Raw genomic sequence first — 21,503 nt, forward strand, 5'->3', positions numbered from 1 at the left:
AGACCTTAATCGCCAAAAAGTATCTTGATGTTATTATAGGAGTTCTGAAGGGCTTCCTGAATTTTTTTTGGCCCTTTCCACTTCACTTTTTCTATCCCTTCTTTCTTTTCAGGCTTAAGTTTGCCATCATAGTCTGTTCTCATAGCGTACCAATGCACCTCTTTTAGAGTATAGACGCCGTTGTTACTGAACACGTGATATGTCTTCCTAAGAAAATTCTCTATGCGCAGGTCCTTGACACCGGTCTCTTCCATAACTTCGCGTATGGCGCAAGTCTCAATCGACTCGCCTTTGTCCAATTTCCCTTTTGGCAAATCCCATTTATCGTTCCTATAAATGAACAATACCTCGCCAAGGTTGTTGGTTACCACGCCACCTGCCGCTACGACCAAAGGAATTTTTCGTGTAAACTTCTTTAGGATCTCCTCATGATTGGGGTGATAAATATAGGCCTCGGTCATTTTTTTCTTCCGTAACGCCTTGATCGCCGCCTGTATAGAATCTTCGTTTAACAAAAAATATTCACCACCTCCCGTTTCCGAAAGTTTATTTGTCAAGATCAAGGGCAATTCGTTCACAAAAACTTTATACATTTGCGTCATGGTTTTAGACAAGAATACAGCCAAGAAAACGGCCGAACTCCTATTGCAAATTAATGCAATTAAGTTGAAACCGGAAAATCCTTTCTCATGGGCTTCCGGATGGAAATCACCAATCTATTGTGACAACCGTATAATACTCTCTTATCCCGCCATAAGAAACTTCGTCAGGGAAGAAATGGCCAAGCAAGTAGAGTCACTTTACGGCAAGCCGGATATTATTGCCGGAGTAGCCACGGGCGCCATCGGAATAGGTGCCTTAGTAGCCGATTTTCTGGGGCTTCCGTTCATTTATGTTAGGCCCGAGCCCAAGTCCCACGGACGAAAAAACCAGATTGAAGGCCAACTAGAGCCCAATCAAACGGTGGTGGTAATCGAAGATTTGATCAGCACGGGAAAAAGTAGCCTGAACGCAGTTGACGCCTTAACCGAGGCCGGGGCCAAAGTCAAAGGCATGTTAGCCATTTTCACCTATGGTTTCGATGTGGCACAAAGCAATTTTGAAGCAAAAAATGTTTCTTTAAATACCTTGAGTGATTACGAACACCTGATCGAACAGGCTTCGGACACCCACTTTATTAAAGAAGACCAGTTAAACGCCCTATTGGAATGGAGAAAAAATCCATCGAAGTGGCAGCAATAATATTGATATGCATATAGAAACACCTCAAAAAAATATAGCCAAAGGAAACAAAGAAGTCTTTGAGTTCTTGACCGACCTGAAGAATTTTGAAAAATTGATGCCCGATAACATCGAAAAATTCGAGGTCATTAATGAAGATCGGTTTCTTTTTGCCCTAAGTGGCATGCCACAGATTGTTTTACAACGTCAGGGTCAAACCCCTTATAGCCAAATTGTATTGGGTGCCGCCAGTGATAAATTGCCTTTTACCCTAACAGCCGACATCACATCGATAAATGACACCGAAAGTGGGGTTACCCTAAGTTTTGAAGGCAAGTTCAACGCTATGATGGCCATGATGATCAAACATCCGATCACCAATTTCATGGGAACACTTTCAGAAAACCTATCGAAAATCTGATCAGTAGAGCAGTTTCACCTCTTTGATATCGAATTCTTGCATGATATTGTCTTCAAGGGCTATAACCAGTTTTCCTTTGGGAGAAATACCACGAATGAACCCCATAAAGAGTTCTCCATTTCGATTTTCAAAGGTTGAGGGCTTGTCTTTTCGAAAAAGCACTTCCTCATAGGCCTGCCACAATTTCACCATGGGCCCTACCTTTATTTTCAAAAAATTCTGTTTTAAACTTTCAACTATAGCATGCAACAGCTCATCGAGATTAAAATTTTTACCCAAAATCAGTTTTAAGGAAGAGGCATTTTCAACATTACCGAAAAATGTTTGGTTCACATTTAGGCCAATACCTATCACGGCCGTATTTATTTGCCCCCCAGAAAGCAAATTCTCAATAAGAATCCCACAAATTTTCGAAGTACCTGACAGAATGTCGTTGGGCCATTTTATGCTAAGGTTCGGCACTTGATACGCCTTCAGCACGTCATAAACGGCAAGTGAAACACAGATGTTCAACGCAAAAAAATCATCGGCAACCAAATGCAATTCATTTTTCAAAACACTGATCGTGAGGTTTTTACCGGCCTCAGACTCCCAAACAGCCCCCATTTGCCCCTTACCCTTCAACTGTTCTTCGGCCATAACCACCGTAAAATCAGTTAAGGAACTATCGGGCAACAAACGTTTTAAATATGCGTTTGTAGAGTCCGTGGCATTAAGTTTGATTAATTGCATCGCAGGCTTAAATCGTAGATATTGTATCTATTATAAAAAACTTAGGCCTAAAAGAACAAAAAAATAATAACTTTGTAGAAATAAAATTTTGAATGCAAAAAAGCAAAGCCAATGCAGATGAACTAATTGCATTGATCTTACAGGGAATAGAAGAAGTTAAGGGCCAAGATATAAATCTGCTTGACCTACGAGATATAGAGAATACTGTTTGTGACTACTTTATAATTTGTAATGGTACTTCGAACACGCATGTAAACGCAATAGTAGGTTCAATTCGTAAAATCGTTAGCAAATCGATTCAAGACAAACCTTGGCACGTAGAGGGTGAGGATAATGCCGAATGGGTCTTGATGGATTACGTTAATGTTGTAGTACATGTATTTCAGAAACACATTCGAGAATATTATGATATCGAAGGTCTTTGGGGTGACGCCAAATTGACCACGATAGAAAGTAGCAGCAGTTTGAACCAGTAAAAAATAATAATGGCGAAAGATAACAATTCGAATACAAAAAAACCTAAGTTCAGTTCGTGGTGGGTCTACGGATTGATCGCAATTCTTTTAATAGGTTTTCAATTTATAGGTAGTGGCAACTTGGCCAGCACCAGAAAAACAACAACCTCAGAGTTACAAGAATACCTAAGAAACGGTGATGTCAAGGAAATCATGATCATCACCAATACACGTCAGGCCAAAGTCTTCCTTACAGAAGAAGCTATGGCCAAAGACGTCCATAAAGATGTAGCCGAAAAGCCATTTTTACCCTCTACCGGTGCCGTACCACAGTACGTGCTCGATTATGGTGATTTGCAGAATTTCGAGAACGAGATCAAGAACATCAAAAAAGAAAACAACCTAGATACCATTGTCGATTATGATACCGACAACAACTATCTTATGGACCTTCTTTTGGGCATACTGCCCTTTGTCTTGATTATCGGCATCTGGATTTACCTAATGCGCAGAATGTCAGGCGGCGGCGGCGGTGGTGCCGGCGGCCAGATATTTAACATCGGCAAATCAAAGGCCAAACTTTTTGACGAAAAGACCGATACGAGAACCTCGTTTAAAGATGTAGCCGGTCTTGAAGGCGCCAAAGAAGAAGTAGAAGAAATTGTAGAGTTCCTTAGAAACCCTGACAAGTATACTTCCCTAGGTGGAAAGATTCCTAAAGGAGCCCTTCTTGTAGGTCCTCCGGGAACAGGTAAGACCCTTTTGGCGAAAGCCGTGGCAGGAGAGGCCAAAGTGCCTTTCTTCTCTCTATCCGGTTCCGACTTCGTAGAAATGTTCGTCGGTGTAGGTGCTTCAAGGGTACGTGACCTTTTTAAACAAGCCAAGGATAAATCACCCGCCATTATATTTATCGATGAGATAGATGCTATTGGCCGTGCCCGTGGAAAGAACAACTTTACCGGTTCTAACGACGAACGTGAAAACACGCTCAACCAGTTGTTGACCGAAATGGACGGTTTTGGAACCAATACCAATGTTATCGTATTGGCCGCTACCAACCGTGCCGATGTTTTGGACAAGGCCCTAATGCGTGCGGGTCGTTTCGACAGACAGATATACGTAGATTTACCAGACATTAGGGAACGTAAGGAAATATTTGAGGTCCACTTAAGACCTATCAAGACCTCCGAGGCCTTAGACTTAGAATTTTTAGCGAGACAAACACCCGGTTTCTCCGGTGCCGATATTGCCAACGTTTGTAACGAGGCTGCACTTATTGCCGCCAGAAAAGAGAAAAAGGCAGTTTCCAAACAAGATTTCTTGGACGCAGTCGACAGAATAGTCGGCGGATTGGAGAAAAAGAACAAAATCATCACCCCAGGTGAAAAAGAAACAATTGCCTATCACGAAGCAGGTCATGCCACCACAAGTTGGATGCTTGAGCATGCCGCTCCACTGGTCAAGGTAACTATAGTCCCAAGGGGACAATCCTTAGGTGCCGCATGGTACTTGCCCGAAGAACGCCTAATTGTGCGCCCTGAGCAGATGTTAGACGAAATGTGTGCCACTATGGGTGGTAGAGCCGCTGAAAAGGTTATCTTCAACAAGATATCTACCGGAGCATTGAGCGACTTGGAAAAAGTAACCAAGCAAGCAAGGGCCATGGTAACGATCTACGGTCTGAACGAAGAGATAGGTAACATTACCTATTACGATTCATCAGGGCAAGATTCATATGGCTTCTCCAAACCTTACAGTGAGGATACGGCCCGTAAGATCGACAAGGAAATTTCTAAAATCATAGAAGCCCAATACCAGAGGGCCATTCAGGTATTGACCGAGAACAAGGACAAGCTTACGATTCTAGCCGAAAGGTTGTTAGAAAAAGAAGTTATCTTTAAAGAAGATTTAGAAAAGATTTTCGGCAAGAGACCTTTTGACAAGGAATTCGATCAAAAAGGACAGGAAAAAATATCCGATGATACGACTGCGCCTGACAATAGCGCACTAGCTAAAGAAGAAGGCGAAGAAAATAAATAAGAACATTTAACGTTTTCTTTAACCAGAAGAGAATGTATATTGAGTTTTACAAGAGCAAATGGGGCTATTTGACAAATTATTCGGTGGTGGCAAGCAGAAGAAGGTTTCCAAAGAAACAGCGGAAACCAGAGGGGCCCACATGCCCGATCTGAACATACCTGTAGACGAGAAATTTACCATTCATTTCAAGAAAAACGGTGGTAAATTCCTCTACTGCGATTCGTTTGGCGAAATCTCTCAGGCGGTCAGAAACATTGTCAACGAAAATAGCTGGCAAGATTACCCCTTTTACATCATCGACCCCAAACTCAAGGAAAAATTTTCTAAGGAAAAAATCAGTTTTACCGACAAGACACGAGAGAGCGAAGTATTTTTCACCACTTGTGAGCATCTTATCGCCCAAAACGGCTCTATATTGGTATGTTCAAACCAGTTGATGGACAAAAAACTGAACGAACTACCGTACAACGTCATCGTTTTTGCCACGACCAGCCAATTGGTGGAGTCTATCGGCGAAGGCCTAAAGACAATCAAAAAGAAATACGGCCATAACATTCCCGCAAACATCACTACATTAAAACACTTTCAACCTAACGAGGGTAATTCAGACGATTTTTTAACTTACGGAAGTAGTTCAAAAAATCTATATCTTTTACTTTTGGAAGACCTATAACATGAAAGAAGTTTTAAGGCGTTCGCTTACCGGGGCTGTTTACATCTTTTTATTACTATCTGCCGTCTTTTTAAGCTCGGATGCCTTCGATTTTCTTTTCATGATTTTCGGGCTGGCCTGTCTCAACGAATATAAAAAGCTCGTCGACCTCAAAGGACTGCACATCTACGCCGCCTATTTGGCGCTTTGGTGGGCCTTTATCTATTTCGTTAACGACATGAGCGTGGTCTACATACTATTGTTCTGCACCATTACCGTTAACTTTGCCCTTCTTTTTTATCTTTTTTCAAAAAAGGAAAAGCTTTTCAACACGGTCCAAAAATTTATAATCGGTCTTTTTTATGTGGGCGGGGGATGTATTTTTCTTACCATGATCCCTTATACCGACAATGACTTTGCCAAGTTTCTAATTATAGGTATTTTTATCTTAATTTGGGTAAACGATTCGTTCGCTTACATCGTTGGTCGTACCTTTGGGCGAACCAAACTGTTTCCGGCGGTATCCCCAAAGAAAACGGTTGAAGGCGCTTTGGGAGGATTGGTTTTTGCCGTGGCAACAGCCTATTTCCTAGCTAAATATGAGCCTATCGTTAGCCCCGCACAATGGGTTACCCTAGCGGTAATCATTGTAGTTACGGGCAACTTGGGCGATTTAATAGAGTCAAAATTTAAAAGAGCTGCCGGTGTAAAAGATAGTGGTGCTATTTTACCTGGCCATGGCGGGATGTTAGACCGCCTCGATAGTTTAATATTTGCAGCACCGTTTGCGTATTTAACCTTAAATATTTTCGCCCATGTTTCATAAAGAGGGTCAAAAAATTATTCTTATTACCTTTTTTATCGTTTCCGCCCTTATCCTTGGTTCGCAGTATGCCATTGAGATTCCTTGGTTACGTCTTGGCATTCAATTGATCGCGGTAGTAATCTTGATATTGATTCTTCAATTTTTCAGAAACCCGACCCGAAGAGCCAACAAAAACTTTGACGAAATATTGGCGCCCGTAGATGGCAAGGTTGTAGTAATAGAAGAAGTAGAGGAAACTGAATTCTTTAAGGACAAACGCAAACAGGTATCCATTTTCATGTCTCCTACCAATGTGCACGTTACCCGATATCCTGCCAGTGGAAGTGTAAAATATTCAAAGTACCACCCAGGAAAATACCTTGTGGCCTGGCATCCTAAATCAAGTACCGAAAACGAACGTACGACCGTAGTCATACGCACCCCAAAGTTCGGGGACATCCTATACAGACAAATTGCAGGTGCATTGGCACGACGTATAGTGAACTATGCCGAAGAAGGCGATAACGTTCAACAGGGCGAAGATGCCGGTTTTATCAAATTCGGTTCCAGGGTCGATTTATTCTTGCCTTTGGATTGCGCCATTACCGTTAAGTTAAACCAAAAAGTAATCGGTGCAGAAACCTGTATCGCCGCAGTAGTCAAAAGGAATGAAGAAGGAGAAATTACATATTGATTTCGACAAGGCGGTAGAGTTCATGAACAACTATACCGACCCTCTGCCAGCCGACTTATTGCTCAAGTTGTATGCCTATTACAAAATAGCCAATAAAAACTATAGCAACCCAGGAAGCAGTACCCCCCTTATCAACGCCTTTAAGGCCAATGCCCTTATACAAGCGAAGAACATCAAAAAAGACGAGGCAATGAAGGCTTACATCAAACTCGTAAAGAGCGAAGTGCAAAACAAGCACTGAGCCTTACGGAGCCCCACTCCCCTTTCACAAGTCTACTCATAAAGATCCTTTGTATCGGCCTTGCACAGCTCGTAAAAGAAATGTCCCATCTTTTGGGTAACATCATTAAAGAAGCGTTCCCCTTTTTCCTTGCTGGCCTTATGCGGATTACCCACACCGGTATCTTCACTGATCTCAGACCATTTTCGTTCGGCCCAGGCCCAACCTTCCGAAAAGGATTTGATCTTAAACTTTTTGGAAGCACCCATACCCCATTTTTCCCTAGAAAGAACCAAATCCGGTCTCAAATGAAGCATAAGACTGGTCTCCATTTCATCGGCATGATCGCCTTCCTCCTCAAAATACAAACCTTTATCCAAGGCTTGCGGAAAGCTGCAAAAGCTAATGAACATCTTGGGAAACTTATACCCCAGTTCACGCACCAAAGGCTTAAAATTATTGCCCCCATGCCCGTTAAACAGCACTAACTTATAAAGTCCCTGCCTATTGAGCACTTCTACGATATCGGTCAAAATGGCCAACTGTGTACTTGGGTTCAGGTTGATATCGAGATAAATATCGGATTGCCCCGTATTGACCCCGAAAGGCAAGGTCGGCAACACGATCGGCTTCCCTCCCTTTTCCCAAGCTATACGCGCCGCTTCCGCCGTCAAATGATCGGCTTGGATATTATCGGTAGCATAAGGCAAATGATAGTTATGCGCCTCGGTAGCTCCCCATGGCAATATCACCAACTCAAAACTTTCCTCCTTTAAAGCCTCCCAATTCGTTTCGGCTAAAATGTAAGGTCTTATCATATATAATTCTTGTTTAAAATACCTAAATTAAAAACATTTAAGCCCATGTATTCCTTTTTGGGGCCGAGGCTTCAAAATAGGTAAAATATATTCCTGAAAACAGACTTATCAAAAAGTAAAGAGCCACGAGCCAACTTCCGAAGGGCACATAACTGTCAAGACCGAACCAATCGCCTGTAAACGAGATCAAGGCCAAGCCTAAAACACCCCTAAACAGTTCTATATACACGGCATACTCCTTGCGGTCCATCAAAGTGGTATAACCATAAACACCGGTGAAAACCACAAAGCCGAACAGAAGCAGCCCCTTCGGCCCGATTGCCGAAAAATTATAGAACATAAACCATATAAAGCCCGTAGTGACCAACATTTGAAAAACCGCATATACTTTTAAAGCGGTCGATGCAGGGGTTTCGTAACGGGTAAAACCGTAGACATCCTCAATAATGGCTATGGGGTATTTTTCTTTGACATCATCGGGCCGCCAGCCAGTAGGCATAAACCAAATTCGAAACTTGTCCCAATAGTTTTTAGTATACCATGCATCACGGATCAAACGCCATAAGTGTTGAAAATTAATCGGGATCGGATTCCATGTCGAAGCGGGTTTCAACACCCCAAACTGAGGGGGTACATCATCAAGTTCTTCTTGAAAGGTACCGAAGCAACGATCCCAAACACAAAAAATCTGTCCGAGGTTCTTATCGATATACTCGGGATTAATAGCGTGGTGCACGCGATGTTGCGAAGGGGTTACAATAATATATTCGGCCCAGCCCATTTTACCTATGTGCTGTGTATGGTACCAAAATTGCGCGAAGAGATGAACGGGCAAAAGAATAGCCATTACCTCATTAGGCACGCCAAGAACCGCTGCAGGAATCAACAATAACGGAAAATAGCCGATCAAATTAGAGATAGGCTGACGCAATGCACAGGCCAAATTAAACTCTTCACTACTGTGATGGACCACATGCTGGTTCCAGAAAAAATTTATTTTATGACTCAAACGATGGTTCCAATATCCCGCAAAGTCGACTACGACAAAGGCAATCAACCATACCGACCACGTAGCCTCCATTTGAAACACGGCCAAATGCTCCAATAAAAAAGGATAGGTTACCAAGGCCACCCCTAGGCCCAAGGTGTCTTTAATAATATTGGTAAAGCCCGAACTTATACTCGATACGGAATCCATCACCTTATGCTTTTGGTCCTTTACAAAATACCCATACCCTATTTCAATGGCCAAGAGCACCATAAAAACGGGGATAGCATACAAAAGTGCCTGAGCATAGGTTTCCACTTGCCGTAGTATTACATTTAAAACAATTTACAAATCAACAGAACGCGGTTCAATTAAAAGGGCCTACCATTATATGCGCCCGAAAAGTACCGGGATCCATAAGCCAAGGCATACCCTTCGCATGGGGTTTTGAAGGCAAACCTGTAGATTCTACTGTAGCAAAAGGGGTATAAATTACATAACGAAACTGTCCGTCTGCCAATTCTCCGGTTTTCTTATCGTAGGCTTCGTCGCTCCCGTAATAAATATAGAGCATACTGGGCACAAGGGGCATCTGCCATTTCCCCGCCGCAACCTCGGCACCTTGAATCTCTCTTTTCTCCTTAGTGTTCTTCCCTTCGGCGGTAAGCTCCCTACCGCGTTTCATAAAAGGTTCCAAGGCCTTTGAATAACAAGCTACGCTTATCCCCTCTTTCGCAGGGTCGTCTCCTATGCAAACCAAATTATTGGTACCTTCCCTCAATACCGTCAGATTTCCCGAACTATCATACCCATACACCATGGCCCCATCCTTATCCGCTTCGGGAGCGGGCAAAGTCGCCGTTTTGATCTGTATTTCAGAAGGAAGAACTTCACTACTTTTATCTTGCGACTTGGCAAAGCACACTGAGAACAAAGCTACTAGCAATAAGGTATTTTTCATAATATCAAGGTTTTACCTAAATATAGACACGAAAAATGAATTTTTAATGGATAAGGGACAAAAATTGGGAAGGAAGTCGTAAAAGAAGGACCCCTAAAGCCATAAAGTGGGGGAACACAGAACTTATGACAAATGGGGCCTCCAATGACTTAAGCAGATCAGACGAATCTCAAATAAATGTATTCCAGTAAGAATATGGAGCTATTACAAACTAATTTTCGATGCCAATCAACTGTTAAGACGATACAATATACGGTTATAAATGAATACAAATTCATTTATGAATGTTAAAATATCATGATTTTATGGCATCCCAACACAAGTGGAAGGTTTGGTCGATAATCGCATCCGTAATTTCTACCTCATCCATAGCCATTTGCCTGGCCAGATTATTGGCATAACCGTAAAACAAGGGAATGATCAAGTCACTGTCAATGTTCTTAATGATCAACTCCTCCTTTCCCTGCCCCAATAAGTTTTTGATAAAGCCCACAAATTGGTCGTCAAGCTTATGGGTTTCTTCGGAAGCATAGACAGAATACCGAAACTGGTGCATGAATATCACCTCTGAACTATTGGTTACACGAAACCACAGCACCTTTGCCCAGATGATGGAAAGTTGCTTTTTTAAAGGCAAATGCCCAATAGAAGGAAGTATGGAAAGGGTGCTACCGACAAATAGGTGCATATACAGCTCGTTCAGCAACCGCTCTTTACTATCGAAGTAAATATAAAGGGTTCCGCAGGCCATTTTGGCCCTTTGGGCAATAGATGACATCGTGAGCCGGTTCAGCCCCACTTCTGAGGTCAATGCGGTCGTTGCCTCAAAAATGGTATTGATCTTGGTATCGTCCCTTACTCTCACATTACTAATATAGCAATTAAAGTGAATCTAAATTCATTTCCCATTTATTAACCATAATAAAATAACATTCATAATTCACTGAGTACAGGTACAATGCCCCAAAAGAAACCAAAATCACCCTGCGCCCTGAATAACCAACGGTTATTGCAACACCCAAGACAACCGAAAAACAAAACGGCCGGACATCCTTCAAATAAGGATATCCGACCGCACTTATATTATAAAAAGGACTAGCCTAAACTGGCCAGACTTTTTTCCAAGGTTTCTATCTTAGCCTCGGCATCGGCCTGCTTTTGGCGTTCTATAGCAATGACTTTCTCGGGTGCATTGTTTACAAAACGCTCATTTGAAAGTTTCTTTTGAACCGACAACAAGAAGCCCTTGGTGTATTTCAACTCTTCTTCAATCTTTTTGATTTCGGCCTCAACATCGATAGCGCCGCTCATCGGCACAAAGTACTCATTGTTCTTTACACGGAACGACAACGCGCCGTCTACGGTAGCATCGACATAAGAGACTTCCGAAACATTGGTCAATTTCTCTACGACCACATCCCATGTTTTGGCCAAACCGCCCTCGTTGAGCACCAAAAGCTCCAAGTGCTCTTTCATTGGAATATTCTTTTCCTTACGGATATTTCGAACCCCAGAGACCACTTCCGCAGCAGTTTCAAAGCTTTCAATAAGAGCTTCATCCACTTTCTCCATCTTCGGCCATTGTGCCACCACTAAGGCCTCTTCAGGCTTACGTTCCGTAATGTGTTGCCAAACCTCTTCGGTCAAGAAAGGCATAAATGGATGTAACAATTTAAGGTTCTGTTCAAACAAATCGATGACCGCCTCATAGGTGACTCTATCAATAGGCTTCTGGTAATCGGGTTTTATAATTTCCAACAACCACGAACTATAGTCATCCCAAACCAATTTATAAATTGCCATTAGGGCATCTGAGATACGATACTTGCTAAAATGATCTTCAATCTCAAGCAAGGTTTTATTGAATTTGGCCTTGTACCATTCAATACCCAATCTTGACGCTTCCGGTTGTGGCAGATCGGCTATTTCCCAACCTTTCAACAATCGGAAACCGTTCCATATCTTATTGGCAAAGTTCTTTCCTTGTTGGCATAGATCTTCATCGAACATCAAATCGTTCCCCGCGGCAGAACTCAATAAAAGTCCGACACGAACACCATCTGCCCCGTAATCTTCTATCAACTTAAGCGCATCGGGCGAATTCCCTAGCGACTTAGACATTTTTCTACGTTGCTTATCGCGTACCAAACCTGTGAAATACACATTTTGGAAAGGACGTTCATCACGGTACTCATACCCGGAAATAATCATTCGGGCCACCCAAAAGAAAATAATATCCGGCCCCGTGACCAGGTCGTTGGTAGGATAGTAGTAGTTCACCTCCTCGTTTTCGGGCTCCAAAATACCGTTAAAGACACTAATAGGCCACAACCAAGATGAAAACCAAGTATCTAGGGCATCTTCGTCTTGTTTAAGGTCGCCTACTGTCAAATTGGCGTTACCTGACTTTTCCTTGGCCAATTTCAAGGCATCTTCAACCGTTTCGGCCACGACAAAATCTTCTTGACCATCACCGAAATAATAGGCGGGTATCTGTTGCCCCCACCATAACTGGCGTGAAATATTCCAGTCGCGGATGTTTTCCATCCAATGGCGATAGGTATTCTCGAATTTTTTAGGGAAGAATTTCACCTCCTCGGTTTCAAGTACCGCCTTAATTGCAGGTTTGACCAAATCTTCCATTTTCAAGAACCACTGATCGCTCAACCTTGGCTCTATAACCGCCTTGGTCCGTTCCGACGTCCCTACTTTATTGACGTAGTTCTCCTTTTTGACCAAAAAGCCCTTTTCTTCAAGCTCTTTGGTTATTTCCTTACGGACCACAAAGCGATCCTTTCCTTCATAATGAAGTCCAAAAGAATTCAATGTAGCATCGGCGTTGAAGATATCGATGGTTTCAAGGTGGTGTTTTTCACCCAAGGCCTTATCGTTCACATCGTGTGCCGGGGTAATCTTTAAACAGCCGGTACCGAACTCGATATCTACGTATTCGTCTTCTATAATGGGGATTACCCTACCCGAAATGGGCACTATGGCTTTCTTCCCTTTCAAATGTCGGTAGCGCTCATCATTGGGATTGATACAAATGGCCGTATCACCCAAAATAGTCTCAGGTCGCGTAGTAGCAATGGTTACCCGCTCGTCAGATCCTTCTATGGGATATGAAAGATAGTAAAGAAGGCCTTGCTTTTCTTCATAGATCACCTCTTCATCGGAGAGTGTGGTCTGGGCCTCGGGATCCCAGTTGACCATACGGTAGCCCCTATATATCAATCCTTTGTTGAACAAATCGACAAAAACCTTGATGACCGATTTATACATATCGTCATCCATGGTAAACTTGGTACGTTTCCAATCGCAGGATGCCCCTAATTTTTTCAGCTGGTCTAAAATAACCCCACCGTATTCGTCCGTCCAATCCCAAGCGTGCTTTAGGAATTCTTCGCGGCTTAAATCGGCCTTATCGATGCCTTCGGACTTCAATTTTGCAACAACTTTAGCCTCCGTAGCAATGGAGGCGTGGTCCATTCCCGGCACCCAACATGCATTTTTCCCCATTAAACGGGCCCGTCTGATCAATACATCTTGAATGGTATTGTTCAACATATGCCCCATATGAAGTACTCCGGTTACGTTTGGCGGAGGAATTACAATGGTGTAAGGCTCCCTTTTATCTGGAGTGGAAGAAAAGAAATCATGCTGCATCCAGTAATCATACCAATGGTTTTCAGCTTTTTGGGGGTCATATTTAGAAGGGATATCCATATTTTTGGAACGGTTTTTGACTAGAGTATGTCGGTCATCACAATAAAGACCGAAACATGAAGTTACATTGTTAATAAATTATGGCAATTTTGCCGCGTTTTAAATACGAAACAAAAATAAGTAACGTTAAGAGATAACAAAAGAATTTTGGAGGTTCATCTGAAAAGATTTATTTTTGAGATTCCCTAAATTTAACAAAATGAAAAAACTAGTACTTGTATTATTTGTTGGGCTAATGGGTTTTACCCTTACGGCACAAGACAAATCAGCAAAAATCGAATTCAAATCAGAGACCGTAGATTACGGTGAAATACAAAAAGGCGCCGACGGCGTTCGCGTATTTGAATTTACGAACACGGGCGAGGCACCGCTTATCATAAGCAAAGTTAGCTCTAGTTGCGGATGTACTATCCCAAAGAAACCTGAAGACCCGATTTTACCAGGTAAGACCGGTGAGATCCAGGTAAAATATGACACCAATCGTGTCGGCCCGATCAGAAAGGCCATTACCGTAATATCGAATGCCGATACACCTACAAAGGTTCTTAAGATAAAAGGTGAAGTTAAAGCCTAGGAAGGCAAACAAACCTCGAAAATAATATTGCTAAAAACCCTGCTCTAAAAGGCAGGTTTTTTTATTTGAGCATATTTTTCAGCACAAAGGAGAAGATCAAATCGGAATTGTAACGTTCTATAAGCAGTTTTACACGCTTCCCTTCGCGTTCATTGACCATTTCCAAAATATCCTGTAGTTTATAACGGTGGACCTTTTTTCCGTTTACCGCCAAAATTACATCCCCCTCTTTCAATCCCGCTTCATGGGCAGGACTACCCGCCCTGATAGCCGATACCACAATTTCAGGAACTACGCTCAATCGGGTCTGCTCCTCAAACAGTATCTGCACGTTACCAAATTCCTTTTTAGCATCATGCACCACCCCTCGGGAATCGGAAATGCTCTCGGCTATGTACCGAATACCATCGTGCTGCAGGTCTAGACCACTTAGGTTATACTGAAAGGGCTTGCCGAAATTGGAATTTTTTCTAAGTGTAATCCGGTTTTTACTATAGTCGAAGATTACGTTAAAGCGTTTGAGTACGGCCCCACCGATGCTTCCGTTGCGGTCGGTCAGGTTTTTTAATTCGCGGAAGGATTCCTTATCGGGAAAAGCAGCCTTGGCATCACTTAGGGTAAAACGACCGATGGTCAAAGCATCGACCTTAGTTCGTTTCCCGTAAATATTCCCGTTAAGGCCCCTTCCCAAGAAATCGTCATAATGCTTATCGGGCACATTAATGGTGTCGCTCTCGAACAACCATAGCGCGTCGCTACTACCGGTATCGAGCAACAAGCGGACAGGAAACTCCTCTCCGTTCTTCAACGATAGACCACTATTGACATAAGCTTTTTTTGCGTTGATATACAAAGGCAAGGCCTCATACTTTCTGCCTTTGCGGTATACGTATTTCCCAGGATCATATAAACGGATGGTCTGGCTCGTATAATTGATATCCACAACAAAATCACGAAACAGGTCATAACCGATTATACCGTGTACGGGAATACCCAAGGAGGTAGAAAAATTGACGCTCTTGTCCATGACCACGAACAATCTTTGCCGGGGGTTTACAATAGACTTTATACGAAAGGCGTTTTCCCGGGAGACCAAGGCCTTTATGGGCACGTCATCGCCAAACCCCTTTATGGTAATTTCGGAAACATTGTTGATCTGCACCGAATCACGCTCCGAGATATTGAACAATATAGGCGTTCCCACCCCGGAATCCAGCAAAAACGAGAGTTCGGTACCGTTCACCTCGATAGGCACTATGATCAGATTGTTGATCAGTTGAAATTTTAGCTTTTCAAACTTTTTTCCCTCGGGCAAACTAAAGCCCTGGGCCGTCGACACCAATGCGGACAACAGCAACAAAAAGAGGACGATATGAGTTCGGACGCCATTCAACTTTTTTCATATTTACCTCTTTAATTTACGATTTTTATAGATGCACCCCCTCTTTTTTAACAAAAGACAAACAAACGAATTCGCTATGAATCATGGTTTTGTCGTTTGGTTTCCTCATTTTTGTGCCAAAATTGTAATTAACATGCCTTCAATATCACAAAAAGGGCAATTGATGCCCGAGTCCCCTATAAGAAAATTGGTCCCCTATGCCGAAGAAGCAAAGAAAAAAGGGGTCAAGGTCATTCACTTGAACATCGGCCAACCTGATATCAAAACACCACAGGTAGCCCTTGATGCAGTAAAGAACAACACTTTGGAAGTACTGGCCTACAGCCGTACCGAAGGCTCGGAGACCTATCGCGAAAAACTTGCGGCCTACTACGCCAAAAACGACATCCACGTGAGCGCAAAAGACATCATAGTCACCACCGGCGGTTCAGAGGCCTTGGCCTTTACCATGAGTACCGTTGCCGACAACGATGATGAAATTATCATTCCCGAACCATTTTACGCCAATTACAATGGCTTTGCAACGGCCGTTGGGGTCAAGGTAGTTCCTGTTATATCACATATCGACTCCAATTTCGCCCTTCCCCCTATCGAAGAGTTCGAAAAACTGATTACCCCACGCACAAAGGCCATCCTGATATGCAATCCGGGCAACCCTACGGGCTACCTGTACACTAGGGAAGAAATTAAGAAATTGGCAGAAATCGTCAAAAAACACGACCTTTTCCTCATTGCCGATGAAGTCTATAGGGAGTTTACCTATGACGGCAAGGAACACTATTCCATTTTACAGGAAGAAGGCCTCGAAAACCACGCCATTGTCGTTGACTCGGTCAGTAAAAGATATAGCATGTGCGGCGCCCGCATCGGTTGTTTGGTATCAAAAAACGAGACCCTAACAAAAACCGCCCTGAAATTCGCCCAGGCCCGGCTATCGCCTCCGACCTATGCCCAAATTGCCAGTGAAGCGGCCTTGGAAACGCCACAGAGCTACTTCGACCAAGTCAAGGAAGAATATGTCGGCCGGCGTGACCTTCTGATCCAAGAATTGAAAAAAATAGAAGGTGTAAAAATAGGGGTGCCCCAGGGGGCGTTTTATTGTATCGTTGAATTGCCCATAGACGACTCCGATGCTTTTGCCCAATGGCTGTTAGAGGAATTCCGACTAGACAACGAAACCGTAATGGTAGCCCCTGCTGCAGGCTTCTATGCGTCTGAAGGCCACGGAAAGAACCAGATAAGAATTGCCTACGTTCTCGACAAAGAAAACTTAAAGAAAGCTGTTCATATACTAAAGGAAGGACTAGCCAGTTATATAGGTTAATGGAAGTCAATAAAGATATATCCCTTAAAACCTATAACACCTTTGGCATTGATGCCAAGGCAAAGTTTTTTGTTGAAGTCAATAGTTTAAACGATTTAAAATCGGCACTTCAGCTAAAAGGCTACCCTGAAAAATTCATCCTCAGCGGCGGAAGCAATATGCTTATCACCAACGACCTGAACGCCCTGGTATTGCACATCAACCTCAAAGGAAAGGAGGTTGTTTCGGAAAACGACGATACCGTTAGGTTAAAGGTCTTGGCCGGTGAAAACTGGCACCAAATGGTGCTGTACACCCTTGAGCGGAATTACGGGGGGCTCGAAAACATGTCGCTCATTCCGGGCAATACAGGCACCGCCCCCATTCAAAATATAGGGGCCTACGGTGTAGAACTGAAAGATACTTTTGTTTCGTGCGAGGCCATGCATATTGAGACACAGACCTTGAAAACCTTTTCCAAAGAAGAGTGTCGCTTCGGTTATCGCGATTCTTTTTTTAAAAATGAAGGCAAAGGTCGGTACGTTATTGTTTCGGTTACCTTTGAGCTCACAAAGCGCAACCATAAAAAAAATACATCTTATGGCGCAATCGAGGCCGAACTTGAAAAAAAGGGGATTACGGACCCCACGATAAAGGATATTTCAAATGCGGTTATTGCCATACGGCAAAGCAAACTGCCAGACCCAAAGGTTTTGGGCAATAGTGGCAGCTTTTTTAAAAACCCGGTAATCAGTGCCGAAGCATATCGGAAATTTTCACAGCAGCACCCCGATGCCCCATCGTACAAGGTTTCGGAAGAAGCCTATAAAATACCTGCCGGATGGCTTATTGAGCAATGTGGGTTTAAGGGGAAAAAATTCGGTGATGCCGGTGTCCATAAAAACCAGGCATTGGTTCTTGTCAACTACGGAAATGCAAGCGGAGACGAAATTTTAAACTTGGCATATAAAATTATAGAAGAAGTAGACCATAGATTCGGAATACGGATTTCACCCGAAGTCAATATCATAAAATAACCCCCGAAAAAGAATTCCGGGGGCTATACCAAACCAAACTAACCAAAAATTAAATGTGCAGTTACCAAGTGCACATTTACATTATTAATATTAACGCGGCGATATAAAAAATCTATTTTATAAATTAGCGTCAAACCATATACGGTACAATCTATCGGATTGGATGCCATAAGGTCGATTTTTTTTTCGCCCCATACAGAAAAATGAGTACTTTACTTGAAAAGCACATTGTAGAACTACTGCGAGAACGAAACGATAAAGCGATTTCCCTCTTGTACGAACATTATGGCGACACCCTATTGGGAGTTGCCAATAAAGTGGTACGTGACGAGGAACTGGCCCAAGATGTCTTACAGGAAAGTTTTGTGAAAATCTGGAAAAAATCGGACTCATACGACGCTTCAAAAGCGAAACTTTTTACATGGTTATTCCGGATTACACGAAATACTGCAATAGATAAATTAAGGAGTGTCAATACAAAAAGCGACAAAGAAATCCAAATCGATGTTTCTGACGTATATAATTTAGGCGTCAACAGTACACGACCCGAGTTTATGGACGTCCGTGAGAATCTCGAAAAGATAGAGACCAAATACCAAATTGTGTTAGACGCCTTGTTTTTTCAAGGAATGACACAACAGGAAGCAAGTGATGAGCTTGACATTCCGCTGGGAACTATAAAATCGAGATTAAAGATCGGTCTGAGGGAACTCAAGAAAATTTACGGCCCTACCCTACTGTTGGTGTTATCGATTAACTTGATACCTTAAAACCATGAAAGAAAAGATAAAATTATTTTTAGACTCCGATTTACTCGAGAGCTATCTTTTAGGCACAACCACTACAGAGGAAACATTGCGTGTAGAACGCTATATCTCAATGTATCCCGAAGTAAGGGAGACCTATGAAGAACTACAGGACAATTTAGAGACCTATGCCAAGATGCATGCCGTCAAGGCCCCTGAGCAATTGAAAGACCGTATCCTTAAAAGTATTCGCAAGGAAACGGGAATGAAAAGGAATTTTTACCGAATGGCCATTGCGGCCAGTTTCACCGTGTTGCTATCGGTGGGCGCCTCATATTTCTTCTGGGACCAAAACCAGAGCCTTCAAGAAGAAAACACCATCGTCAACAATAAGATCGACGATTTAGAGGAGACCATGCGTGCCCAACTTGAAGACGTAAGAAACCAGTTTATCGTACTTCAGAACCCCGAGACCAAAAAATACACGGTCAAAGGGAACAAAAAGGCAAAAGAACTCAAAGCGGTGGCCTATATCAACCCCGTAAAACGTCTTTCTTATATAAACGTAAGCAAATTGCCACACCTACCTGAAAACCAATGTTACCAGATGTGGGCAGAGGTAAACGGGGAAATGGTAAACTTGGGCATTATCAAGGAAGCCAATAGCCAAGAGAAATTATTGGCCCTACCCTATGCGGATGATGCCATTAGCTATATCACCATAGAACCAAAGGGAGGTAACCAAAGTCCAACGGTTGAAAACATTGTTGCGAACATCGCATATTAAACCGTATCACATTTAAGATATCATTAAGCCCCGAAACTTCCGTTTCGGGGCTTAATTTTATATCTTTGCCCCAAAATAACTTAATATGAAACTTGTATTATTGACCATTGGGTTATTGGCTTTGGCATTTGCAGGAATAGCCATCAAAATATGGTCTAAAAAAGATGGCAAGTTTGCCGGAACTTGTGCCAGTCAGAGTCCTTTCCTGAATAAAGACGGGGAGGCCTGCGGTATGTGCGGAAAACTTCCTAGCGAACAAGATTGTAGAAAAGACGACAATGTAAACCTTCAGTCTTCCATATAAACTTTTATCTCAAACTTATATTCTTTTGGCAAGAGCCGGCGACCATATCCAAACTACCATTAAAAAAGCTCTTGCGGGTAGCCAAATAGCCTATAGCACGCTTTTAGATACCTTTTGGAACGAAGTCTACGGTTTTCAACTGAAGCGTACCGAGAACGAGAACGATGCCGAAGATATCACCGTTCAAACCTTCTCAAAAGCCTTCGATAAACTGAACACCTACAATGCCGATTATGAATTCAAGACATGGCTCATTGCCATTTCCAAGAACATTCATGTAGACCTCATCCGTAAGCGCAAAAAAAACCTTGAGACCGGTGGCCACCAAGACGTGGTAAAGAAAGTACTTGACGACGCCCCATCGGCGGAAGACCAATTGATCCGCGAACAGAACCTGGCCAGTCTTTTACTGCACATCAAAAAACTAAAGCCCCACTATCAAGAGGTCATCAACCTAAGGTATTTTAAAGAGTTAAGCTATGCCGACATTGCGAAAGAGCTCAATGAGCCCATAAACAACGTAAAAGTGAAGCTATTGCGCGCAAAAAAACTATTGGCAGAGGTCATTCAAAAAAAATAGCGTTCCCCCTAAAGATCTATCGCACCTTAGGTGCCCCCATAATGGCATGCCATCAAAAACCATTGGCGACCGCATGTTACTGCACGCCTAAATCGTATATTTGTATAAAATTGCACAAGCTATGAGTACGGAAACCATAACCAATGTACATCCGCCCAAGGGAAAACCCAAATGGTTAAGAGTGAAATTGCCGACCGGCAAAAAATACACCCAGCTAAGGGGACTGGTCGACAAGTACGACCTACATACCATCTGTACTTCGGGCAGTTGTCCGAATATGGGCGAATGTTGGGGAGAAGGCACCGCTACCTTTATGATATTAGGGAATGTCTGTACCCGATCGTGCGGTTTTTGTGGTGTAAAGACGGGACGACCCGACACCGTTGATTGGGCCGAACCCGAAAAAGTGGCCCGTTCAATCAAGATTATGGGCATTAAACACGCCGTAATCACCTCCGTAGACAGGGATGACCTCAAAGATATGGGCTCCATTATCTGGGCGGAAACGGTAAAGGCCATTCGCAGAATGAACCCTGAAACCACTTTAGAGACCCTAATTCCCGATTTTCAGGGAATAGAAAGACACCTAGATCGGATCGTAGCCGTAGGTCCGGAAGTGGTATCGCATAATATGGAAACCGTAAAACGACTTACACGTGAGGTACGTATCCAAGCCAAGTACGAGCGTAGTTTAGAAGTATTACGGTATTTACACGACAAGGGCGTAAACCGTACAAAGTCTGGAATAATGCTCGGTTTGGGCGAACTTGAAGAAGAGGTCATAGAGACCATGAAAGACCTAAGAAATGCAAATGTTGATGTAGTAACCATTGGACAATACCTACAACCCTCGAAAAAACATTTGCCCGTTAAAGAATTTATTCTTCCGGAACAGTTCAAGAAGTATGAAGAAATCGGTTTGGAAATGGGATTCAGACATGTTGAAAGCGGGGCGCTGGTACGATCTTCGTACAAGGCACACAAACACATTAACTAGGTTTTTGTGGGATAATCGGCTACCGTTCTAAGCATACCAA

24 protein-coding genes are annotated in these 21,503 nt (G+C 42.9%); 16 read left to right on the plus strand and 8 right to left on the minus strand.

The genetic code is table 11. The features are described from left to right. Nucleotides 1-5 precede the first annotated feature (5 nt). The gene (locus ZOBGAL_RS03215; protein ID WP_013992066.1) at nucleotides 6-593 is read right to left on the minus strand and encodes an NUDIX hydrolase; all 588 of its coding nucleotides are present in this window, start codon (nucleotides 591-593) and stop codon (nucleotides 6-8) included. A 7-nt stretch (nucleotides 594-600) separates the two neighbouring features. Here ZOBGAL_RS03215 and pyrE point away from each other — a divergent pair, with 7 nt between their 5' ends. Both pyrE and ZOBGAL_RS03225 read left to right on the plus strand, forming a co-directional pair. Beyond that, entirely contained in the window at nucleotides 601-1,242 is a 642-nt protein-coding gene (pyrE, locus tag ZOBGAL_RS03220; protein WP_013992067.1) for an orotate phosphoribosyltransferase, read from the plus strand. A gap of 7 nt (nucleotides 1,243-1,249) precedes the next feature. Then, on the plus strand, nucleotides 1,250-1,642 hold the full coding sequence (locus tag ZOBGAL_RS03225; protein ID WP_013992068.1) for an SRPBCC family protein: 393 nt from the start codon (nucleotides 1,250-1,252) through the stop codon (nucleotides 1,640-1,642). Here ZOBGAL_RS03225 and ZOBGAL_RS03230 read toward each other — a convergent pair whose 3' ends face one another. Further along, complete coding sequence (locus ZOBGAL_RS03230; protein WP_013992069.1) at nucleotides 1,643-2,374, minus strand: biotin--[acetyl-CoA-carboxylase] ligase; 732 nt, start codon at nucleotides 2,372-2,374, stop codon at nucleotides 1,643-1,645. A gap of 92 nt (nucleotides 2,375-2,466) precedes the next feature. On the opposite strand from ZOBGAL_RS03230, the gene rsfS reads away from it, so the two are divergent. The 6 genes from rsfS to ZOBGAL_RS03260 are packed head-to-tail and all read left to right on the plus strand — an operon-like array spanning nucleotide 2,467 to nucleotide 7,261. Further along, the gene (gene rsfS, locus ZOBGAL_RS03235) at nucleotides 2,467-2,850 is read left to right on the plus strand and encodes a ribosome silencing factor (protein WP_013992070.1); all 384 of its coding nucleotides are present in this window, start codon (nucleotides 2,467-2,469) and stop codon (nucleotides 2,848-2,850) included. A 9-nt stretch (nucleotides 2,851-2,859) separates the two neighbouring features. Beyond that, entirely contained in the window at nucleotides 2,860-4,869 is a 2,010-nt protein-coding gene (ftsH, locus tag ZOBGAL_RS03240) for an ATP-dependent zinc metalloprotease FtsH (RefSeq protein WP_013992071.1), read from the plus strand. 58 nt (nucleotides 4,870-4,927) lie between these two features. Beyond that, on the plus strand, nucleotides 4,928-5,542 hold the full coding sequence (locus ZOBGAL_RS03245; RefSeq protein WP_013992072.1) for an LUD domain-containing protein: 615 nt from the start codon (nucleotides 4,928-4,930) through the stop codon (nucleotides 5,540-5,542). 1 nt (nucleotide 5,543) lies between these two features. Then, a complete protein-coding gene (locus ZOBGAL_RS03250; RefSeq protein ID WP_013992073.1) occupies nucleotides 5,544-6,347 on the plus strand; it encodes a phosphatidate cytidylyltransferase in 804 nt (267 codons plus the stop codon). Beyond that, nucleotides 6,337-7,020 carry a phosphatidylserine decarboxylase family protein gene (locus ZOBGAL_RS03255; protein WP_013992074.1) on the plus strand — a complete coding sequence of 228 codons (684 nt, stop codon included), beginning with the start codon at nucleotides 6,337-6,339 and terminating at the stop codon, nucleotides 7,018-7,020. The genes ZOBGAL_RS03250 and ZOBGAL_RS03255 overlap by 11 nt, the downstream gene beginning before the upstream one ends. After that, nucleotides 6,995-7,261: an acyl-CoA-binding protein gene (locus ZOBGAL_RS03260; protein ID WP_013992075.1), complete on the plus strand. Its 267-nt coding sequence runs from the start codon at nucleotides 6,995-6,997 to the stop codon at nucleotides 7,259-7,261. Before ZOBGAL_RS03255 ends, ZOBGAL_RS03260 begins: the two co-directional genes overlap by 26 nt. A gap of 32 nt (nucleotides 7,262-7,293) precedes the next feature. Here the strand turns inward: ZOBGAL_RS03260 and ZOBGAL_RS03265 are convergent, their stop codons facing one another. From ZOBGAL_RS03265 to ZOBGAL_RS03285, 5 genes are all read right to left on the minus strand, one after another. Continuing rightward, nucleotides 7,294-8,058, minus strand: coding sequence for a creatininase family protein (locus tag ZOBGAL_RS03265; RefSeq protein ID WP_013992076.1), 765 nt, complete (start codon nucleotides 8,056-8,058; stop codon nucleotides 7,294-7,296). 37 nt (nucleotides 8,059-8,095) lie between these two features. Then, nucleotides 8,096-9,364: a sterol desaturase family protein gene (locus tag ZOBGAL_RS03270; protein ID WP_013992077.1), complete on the minus strand. Its 1,269-nt coding sequence runs from the start codon at nucleotides 9,362-9,364 to the stop codon at nucleotides 8,096-8,098. Between the two features lie 49 nt (nucleotides 9,365-9,413). Beyond that, nucleotides 9,414-10,007 carry a hypothetical protein gene (locus tag ZOBGAL_RS03275; RefSeq protein ID WP_013992078.1) on the minus strand — a complete coding sequence of 198 codons (594 nt, stop codon included), beginning with the start codon at nucleotides 10,005-10,007 and terminating at the stop codon, nucleotides 9,414-9,416. Between the two features lie 295 nt (nucleotides 10,008-10,302). Further along, complete coding sequence (locus ZOBGAL_RS22555; protein WP_013992079.1) at nucleotides 10,303-10,872, minus strand: TetR/AcrR family transcriptional regulator; 570 nt, start codon at nucleotides 10,870-10,872, stop codon at nucleotides 10,303-10,305. 230 nt (nucleotides 10,873-11,102) lie between these two features. Continuing rightward, a complete protein-coding gene (locus ZOBGAL_RS03285; protein ID WP_013992080.1) occupies nucleotides 11,103-13,733 on the minus strand; it encodes a valine--tRNA ligase in 2,631 nt (876 codons plus the stop codon). 199 nt (nucleotides 13,734-13,932) lie between these two features. Here ZOBGAL_RS03285 and ZOBGAL_RS03290 point away from each other — a divergent pair, with 199 nt between their 5' ends. Further along, a complete protein-coding gene (locus tag ZOBGAL_RS03290; RefSeq protein WP_013992081.1) occupies nucleotides 13,933-14,307 on the plus strand; it encodes a DUF1573 domain-containing protein in 375 nt (124 codons plus the stop codon). 61 nt (nucleotides 14,308-14,368) lie between these two features. Here ZOBGAL_RS03290 and ZOBGAL_RS03295 read toward each other — a convergent pair whose 3' ends face one another. Continuing rightward, nucleotides 14,369-15,700: a PDZ domain-containing protein gene (locus ZOBGAL_RS03295; protein WP_013992082.1), complete on the minus strand. Its 1,332-nt coding sequence runs from the start codon at nucleotides 15,698-15,700 to the stop codon at nucleotides 14,369-14,371. A gap of 142 nt (nucleotides 15,701-15,842) precedes the next feature. Between ZOBGAL_RS03295 and ZOBGAL_RS03300 the strand changes: the two genes are divergently transcribed. From ZOBGAL_RS03300 to lipA, 7 genes are all read left to right on the plus strand, one after another. Further along, nucleotides 15,843-17,033 (plus strand): pyridoxal phosphate-dependent aminotransferase, encoded by a 1,191-nt coding sequence (locus ZOBGAL_RS03300; protein ID WP_046287726.1) that lies wholly within the window; start codon nucleotides 15,843-15,845, stop codon nucleotides 17,031-17,033. Next, nucleotides 17,033-18,049, plus strand: a complete 1,017-nt coding sequence (murB, locus tag ZOBGAL_RS03305; RefSeq protein WP_013992084.1) for a UDP-N-acetylmuramate dehydrogenase — start codon at nucleotides 17,033-17,035, stop codon at nucleotides 18,047-18,049. Before ZOBGAL_RS03300 ends, murB begins: the two co-directional genes overlap by 1 nt. 203 nt (nucleotides 18,050-18,252) lie before the next feature. Next, nucleotides 18,253-18,819 carry an RNA polymerase sigma factor gene (locus ZOBGAL_RS03310; protein ID WP_013992085.1) on the plus strand — a complete coding sequence of 189 codons (567 nt, stop codon included), beginning with the start codon at nucleotides 18,253-18,255 and terminating at the stop codon, nucleotides 18,817-18,819. A 4-nt stretch (nucleotides 18,820-18,823) separates the two neighbouring features. Further along, entirely contained in the window at nucleotides 18,824-19,582 is a 759-nt protein-coding gene (locus ZOBGAL_RS03315; protein ID WP_013992086.1) for an anti-sigma factor, read from the plus strand. Nucleotides 19,583-19,667: 85 nt separating this feature from the next. Then, a complete protein-coding gene (locus ZOBGAL_RS03320; RefSeq protein ID WP_013992087.1) occupies nucleotides 19,668-19,886 on the plus strand; it encodes a hypothetical protein in 219 nt (72 codons plus the stop codon). 25 nt (nucleotides 19,887-19,911) lie between these two features. Next, nucleotides 19,912-20,466 (plus strand): RNA polymerase sigma factor, encoded by a 555-nt coding sequence (locus tag ZOBGAL_RS03325; RefSeq protein ID WP_013992088.1) that lies wholly within the window; start codon nucleotides 19,912-19,914, stop codon nucleotides 20,464-20,466. A gap of 121 nt (nucleotides 20,467-20,587) precedes the next feature. After that, nucleotides 20,588-21,463, plus strand: a complete 876-nt coding sequence (gene lipA / locus ZOBGAL_RS03330; RefSeq protein ID WP_013992089.1) for a lipoyl synthase — start codon at nucleotides 20,588-20,590, stop codon at nucleotides 21,461-21,463. Nucleotides 21,464-21,503 lie beyond the last annotated feature (40 nt).

The sequence above is a fragment of the Zobellia galactanivorans genome, from assembly GCF_000973105.1.
Taxonomy (GTDB): Bacteria; Bacteroidota; Bacteroidia; order Flavobacteriales; family Flavobacteriaceae; genus Zobellia; species Zobellia galactanivorans.